Annotated in this window: 2 protein-coding genes and 1 tRNA gene; 2 read left to right on the top strand and 1 reads right to left on the bottom strand. The window is 61.5% G+C overall.

Annotation, left to right across the window (positions count from 1 at the left end):
- Positions 1-77 precede the first annotated feature (77 nt).
- Both KIP79_RS46010 and KIP79_RS46005 read left to right on the top strand, forming a co-directional pair.
- On the top strand, positions 78-1,178 hold the full coding sequence (locus tag KIP79_RS46010) for a hypothetical protein (RefSeq protein WP_214111404.1): 1,101 nt from the start codon (positions 78-80) through the stop codon (positions 1,176-1,178).
- Positions 1,179-1,262: 84 nt separating this feature from the next.
- Positions 1,263-2,531: a tyrosine-type recombinase/integrase gene (locus KIP79_RS46005; RefSeq protein ID WP_214111403.1), complete on the top strand. Its 1,269-nt coding sequence runs from the start codon at positions 1,263-1,265 to the stop codon at positions 2,529-2,531.
- A gap of 119 nt (positions 2,532-2,650) precedes the next feature.
- Here KIP79_RS46005 and KIP79_RS46000 read toward each other — a convergent pair.
- Positions 2,651-2,723: transfer RNA gene (locus tag KIP79_RS46000), tRNA-Arg, on the bottom strand.
- Positions 2,724-2,823: the final 100 nt, after the last annotated feature.

Raw genomic sequence — 2,823 nt, 5'->3', positions numbered from 1 at the left:
AAAGGCATCGCCAACATCGCTCATGCCCGTCGCCGCCACGCCTACGTCCCACACCGAATGCTGGTGCTGTTCTCGCTATGAGCAAATCCCTCAGATCAGCTCAGATCATCGATACGCCGGGGCCCTGCATGAACAGCGACGCGCCCCCGCCGAGGCGATTCGACCAGGAGTTCGTCGAGGAGTACCAGCGTCGTCATGGTGCCAAGACTCCTCAAGGTCGCTCTCTCACTTATGACAACGCCGTTGATGAGGAGTTCGCGCCACGTCGGGCGTGGCTCGACGAGCAACTCGGACGACTACCCGCGAAGCAGGCCGACCGGCTCGCCCGGAATGTCTGGCTGGACGAACACTATTGGCCTGTCCACTTTGAGATGGCCACCGGAGCTGCATTACGGCGCGCTGGGCTCCAATTGGTCTATGACCGTTCCTGGGATGGGCAGACACCTGACTGGACGGTACTCACCGACGATGGAAAGCCCGTCTGTCTGGTCGAGGTGCATACCGCCTCTCCTCCCAGGGAGACCTACGGCAACATGCGTGCCTGGCACCAGCTCACTCAACAGATCAAGAAGATCCCGGTCGGTGTTGTGCTGATGTTGGAACCAACTGGACAGCCCATCCCAGCACCAACTGCGAAGACAGCGAAGAAGGCGGCGAGCGAGGTACATCAAGCCCTGAGCAGCCCCGGATGCCCATCGCGCATACCCACCAGCACCGGCCATACCTTTCTCGTCCAGGCGAGCCGATATGGTTACCCGCTCCCTTCGCCCTTTGGTCTGTTCGCCTGCTTCGAACCGCCCAGCTCCATTGCCGGGCAGGTCAGCGCGGAGCAGATCATCGGACCTATCAGGACAAAGATCAATAAGTACCGCCAGCTCGTCAACTCCCACGACCTGCCACTGGTGGTGGCCGTAGGTGCCCACCCGTTCACCGGCCTGGGACTAGAGGAACTTGATGACCTGCTCCACGGTCAGTCGGTCATCACCTTCCAATTCAAGGCCGGGGACACCCACATCGGGCGTGTAAACTCCCCGTCGCCTAAGTGGGACATGCCACCGGAGTTGGCCGGGCTGCTGTGGGTTGAAAATGCGTTTCCGTTCGCGGTAACTAGCCGGCCGAATGCAGCCGCAGAGCGTCCAATGCCCGCCGCACTGACTGACCTGAGCGATCACGTGTGACGAGCGGGTGCATCGTTGGCCAGGACGAACTCTTAGGACGCAGGATCGCTCAGGCGCACGCCGAGCGTTCCCCGTGGATACGACATGAAGAAGAGCCCGTGTTCCTATTTCCCAAGGTGTTCTCTGGTAACGGCTGCGCGGGCTGGAGAAGCATTCAGCCTGGTTACCGGCGAACCCGTGGCTTGGAGTCGCACCGCCGCGCCTGAAATGACCTGGTATGAATTCGCATGCAAGTACGTAGACATGAAATGGAAGAGTGCTTCCGCGAACTACCGCCAGGTCATTGCACGGGCCCTGACTGCGGCGACCCCCGCCATGTACGCCCGGAAGCGAGGTAAGCCCACAGACGTGAACCTGCGGTCTGCCATGCACCGTCGCGCCTTCAACACGCGGCAGCGTGAAGCAGCCCAGGGAGATGCAGCCGAGGCGCTCCGCTGGCTGAGCGAGAACACCAAACCAGTCTCCGCGCTGGCTGAACCTGGAACGATCCGCGAAGTTCTCGATGCGGCCACCTCAACCGTCGAGGGAAAGCGTGCGGCCGCGACCACGGCGAAGAAACATCGCCTGGTGCTGTCCAACGCCCTGGACTACGCAGTTGAGCTGGACCTGCTTGCAGAGAATCCACTCAAGTCGCTGAAATGGACACCGCCCAAGTGCACACACGAAGTTGATCGCGTGAGCGTTATTAATCACGTACAGGCGCGTGACCTGCTGAAGGCCGTGGGCCTGCAAAAGCCAAGCGGCAAACGCCTCATCGCCTTCTTCGCTGTGATGTATTACGCCGCCCTTCGGCCAGAAGAGGCAGTCAACCTGCGTGTCTGCAACATCACGCTTCCGCCCTTGGACGAGGGAGACGAGGAAGTGTGGGGCGAAATACACATCGGCAAGGCGGCACCGTTCGCAGGGAAGGAGTGGACCGACGACGGATCCAGCCGTGAGCTGCGAGCCCTTAAGCATCGGGCGGAGGGTCAGACGCGAACCATCCCGTGTCCGCCACCGCTGACGGCAATTCTTCGGGTACACCTCACAGAATTCACTAAGGGTGATGATGGGCGTCTCTTCTACGGCGTCCGTGGGGGAGACCTTCCCAACATCACTTATCGGCGGGCGTGGATCGCGGCCCGCCGCAAAACGTTCACGGAGGAGGAGGCACAGACTTCCCTCGCCAAGCGTCCGTACGACCTGCGCCACGCCTGCGTCTCCACCTGGCTCAACGCTGGGGTTCCAGCCACGCAGGTGGCGGCCTGGGCCGGTCACAGCGTCGATGTGCTCCTGAAGATCTATGCCAAGTGCATCGTCGGACAGGACGAGGCTGCACGGCGACGAATCTCAGCGGCGTTGTCAGACGAGTGATCGTTTGGGCAAGCATTGGGATGGATCAACCGCAAACAGCGGCTGACAGCCGTTGATCGCCGGACATGAAGAAGCGCCTGTGACCTTCGTTCGTGCAGGTCACAGGCGCTTTTGGTGGGTGCCCCCGGTAGGAATCGAACCTACGACACCAGGTTTAGGAAACCTGTGCTCTATCCCCTGAGCTACGGGAGCGGGGTCTGGGATAAGCCTATCGGAGGTGGGGGTGGCGCGGTCGGGGACGGGGTCGGGGAGGGACTTGCGGTCGATCTTGCCGCTGATGGTCAGGGGGAGG

The organism is Acrocarpospora catenulata (assembly GCF_018476525.1).
GTDB lineage: Bacteria > Actinomycetota > Actinomycetes > Streptosporangiales > Streptosporangiaceae > Acrocarpospora > Acrocarpospora catenulata.
Note: the sequence above shows the minus strand (reverse complement) of the source record. Positions and strands in the feature narration are given on the sequence as shown.

Bases quoted from the DNA above. Each gene is read 5' to 3' on its own strand.
- KIP79_RS46005 (WP_214111403.1), top strand. From the start codon at position 1,263: ATGAAGAAGAGCCCGTGTTCCTATTTCCCAAGGTGTTCTCTGGTAACG.
- KIP79_RS46010 (WP_214111404.1), top strand. From the start codon at position 78: ATGAGCAAATCCCTCAGATCAGCTCAGATCATCGATACGCCGGGGCCC.